The 2,971-nt window shown below is 49.4% G+C and carries 3 protein-coding genes and 1 tRNA gene; 1 reads left to right on the top strand and 3 read right to left on the bottom strand.

What is annotated here, in order from left to right:
* The 3 genes from Q0389_RS13135 to ilvD form a co-directional block, all read right to left on the bottom strand.
* The coding region (locus Q0389_RS13135) for a hypothetical protein (protein WP_298694897.1) at positions 1 to 271 on the bottom strand (271 nt) is incomplete at its 3' end.
* Entirely contained in the window at positions 249 to 1,001 is a 753-nt protein-coding gene (locus Q0389_RS13130) for a UDP-2,3-diacylglucosamine diphosphatase (protein WP_298694895.1), read from the bottom strand. The genes Q0389_RS13130 and Q0389_RS13135, both read right to left, overlap by 23 nt.
* Positions 1,002 to 1,051: 50 nt before the next feature.
* Positions 1,052 to 2,740 (bottom strand): dihydroxy-acid dehydratase, encoded by a 1,689-nt coding sequence (gene ilvD, locus Q0389_RS13125; protein ID WP_298694893.1) that lies wholly within the window; start codon positions 2,738 to 2,740, stop codon positions 1,052 to 1,054.
* Between the two features lie 154 nt (positions 2,741 to 2,894).
* On the opposite strand from ilvD, the gene Q0389_RS13120 reads away from it, so the two are divergent.
* Positions 2,895 to 2,969: transfer RNA gene (locus Q0389_RS13120), tRNA-Gly, on the top strand.
* The last annotated feature ends 2 nt before the right edge of the window (positions 2,970 to 2,971 follow it).

The following is a 2,971-nucleotide window of genomic DNA, read 5'->3' as shown; positions in this document are numbered from 1 at the left end:
TGCTCCCATTTTTACGAATCTGCCGCCGTTCAACCCGATCGACGATTTCGGAGGGCAAAAAGATATCGCATATTTCCCAGTCGCTTTGATCCAAATGCATCTCTTGCGTTCTAGAAATAAAACGGAAACGGTCGTTCGAGTGATACAGTCCGTCGCTTCGGCGAAATTCACAATGGCTAAATGGGCTTTTAGTCCACATACGGATCAATTTTTCGGCCAAAGTGCCGGTACCTTTGTAAAAGACGATGCTAACGTTTTTGGTGGTGCTCATAGATTTCAAATGTCCCTTCATAGGTCTCGACGATGGCACTGCACGATTCGACCCAGTCCCCGCAGTTGAGATAGTCGATACCGTTGATCGAGCGGATCTCCGCATGATGGATATGTCCGCAGATCACTCCGTCATACCCTTTTTCATCCGCATGCGATGAGAGAACCTCTTCATAGTCGGTGATAAAGCTCACAGCCTGTTTAACACTTTGTTTCGCCATTTTGGAAAGCGACCAATAATGGTATTTGCCAAACCAGCGGCGTACCGTGTTGATCGGACGATTCAGACGCAGCATGAACAAGTAACATCGATCCCCTAAATGGGCTACCCATTTTTTGGTCATCGTAACCGCATCGAACATATCGCCGTGTACGACGAGATAGCGTTTTCCGTCTAAACCGAAATGGGCTTTTTCGTGGGTAATCACAATATTATCCCCCATTACCATCGGTAAAAAAGGGCGTAAGAACTCATCGTGATTACCGATGATGTAGTAAACCTGCGTCCCTTTGCGGGCTTTACGGAGGATTTTCTGGATCACATCCGACTGCGCCTGACTCCATCGCCAATTACGGCGTAATTCCCATCCGTCGATAATATCGCCGACCAGATAAAGGTGTTCGCACTCGACATTACGGATAAACTCCAACAACTGCTCCGACTGAGCGTCTCGGGTACCTAAATGAAGATCAGAAATAAAGACACTGCGGTAGCGTAATGATTCATCCATGAAAGAAAGTGTAACCCCGAAGGATTACGATTCGGTGACAGAAGAGGGGCTTAAAGCTCCGTTTTTAAGGCCGCTCCGTTCGAAGCGTTGGAGACGAGAAGACTATAGCGTTTGAGCCATTTGGACGGGATCTCTTTCGTGATCGGTTTAAAGTGAAGACGGCGTTGTTCCAACACGTCATAACCGACATTAAGCTGCAACAGATGTTTATCGACATCGAGTTCGATCTCATCGCCGTCTTCGATCAGGGCGATCATTCCACCCTCCGCCGCTTCAGGACTGACGTGTCCGATAGAGGCACCGCGGGTGGCACCGCTGAAGCGCCCGTCGGTGATGAGGGCGACGCTCTCTCCCAGACCCATCCCCATGATGAGTGCCGTAGGGGCCAACATCTCTTGCATTCCCGGTCCCCCTTTTGGTCCTTCATAGCGGATAACGACAACATCGCCGGCTTTAACTTTATGCCCGACAATACCTGCGATTGCTTCTTGCTGGGAGTTGAAACACACCGCTTTTCCTTTGAACTGCCGCATGCTTGGAGCAATCCCCGCCGTTTTGACAACGGCGCCCTCTTCAGCAAGATTTCCGAAAAGAATAGACAATCCCCCTACCGGAGAGTAGGCATTTTCATTGGTATGGATGATGTTCGGATCTTTGATCACCGCATCTTTGATCCGTTCGCCGATTGTCTCCCCCGTAACCGTCATCGCATCCGTATGAAGGATTCCGCCGCGGCGGCTTACCTCTTTCATAACGGCGTTAACGCCGCCCGCACGATTGATATCGTCCATATGCACGGTCGAAAGCGATGGAGATATCTTCGCAATATGGGCAACGTTTTCACTGATCGTATTGATTTGGGTGATATCGAAATCAACTCCGGCCTCTTTGGCAATGCTGAGCATATGCAATACCGTATTCGAGCTTCCCCCCATCGCCATATCGACGACGAACGCGTTATGAACCGCTTTGTCGTTTAGGATATTGCGCATGTTCCATTTCGCACTGTTCTCGTCCATGACCATTTCGACGATGCGGCGTGCTGCCGTTTTAACCATCTCAATACGTTCCGGTGTCATCGCCAAAACCGTACCATTACCCGGCAACGCGACTCCCATCGCTTCGCAGAGAGTATTCATCGAGTTCGCCGTAAACATTCCGGAACACGATCCGCCGCTCGGACACGCTTCGCATTCGATCTCGTACAGCTCTTCATCGCTCATTTTGCCGTCTGCATGTTTACCGACCGCTTCGAATGCCGTTGCCAAGTCGATCGGAGTTCCGTCTTTTTTATGACCTGCCTTCATCGGTCCGCCGGATACGAAAATCGTCGGAACATTGACACGCAGTGCTCCCATCAGCATCCCCGGAACGATCTTGTCACAGTTGGGGATACAGATCAATCCGTCGAGCTTATGGGCATTCATCACCGTCTCGATCGAATCCGCGATCAATTCGCGGCTCGGCAACGAGTAAAGCATCCCGTCATGTCCCATCGCGATTCCGTCATCGACTCCGATTGTATTAAATTCAAACGGGACTCCGCCCGCTTCGCGGATCGCCTCTTTGACGATTCTGCCATACTCCTGAAGGAAAAAATGCCCCGGAATAATATCGATATGGGAATTGGCTACGCCGATGAATGGTTTGTTAAAATCTTCGTCTTTAAGTCCCGTAGCACGAAGAAGGCTACGGTGCGGGGTTTTATCGAACCCGCGTTTGATCGTATCGCTGCGCATAAGATTCCTTTTTTACAATAATGTATTCAGTTATCGCGATTATACCGCAAGAGAAACTCGAAAAACCTTGTAACACTAAAAAAAGAGAAAAAAACGTATCAAACTCTTTACACGCCCTATTTTTTTTGCTATACTTCCAGTCCACAAAAACAATGCGGGAATAGCTCAGTGGTAGAGCACAACCTTGCCAAGGTTGGGGTCGCGAGTTCGAACCTCGTTTCCCGCTCCAGA

Source organism: uncultured Sulfuricurvum sp., from assembly GCF_937936435.1.
GTDB lineage: Bacteria > Campylobacterota > Campylobacteria > Campylobacterales > Sulfurimonadaceae > Sulfuricurvum.
Note: the sequence above shows the minus strand (reverse complement) of the source record. Positions and strands in the feature narration are given on the sequence as shown.

Excerpts from the sequence above, each read along its gene's own strand:
- Q0389_RS13130 (WP_298694895.1), bottom strand. The coding sequence starts at position 1,001 with ATGGATGAATCATTACGCTACCGCAGTGTCTTTATTTCTGATCTTCAT.
- ilvD (WP_298694893.1), bottom strand. The coding sequence starts at position 2,740 with ATGCGCAGCGATACGATCAAACGCGGGTTCGATAAAACCCCGCACCGT.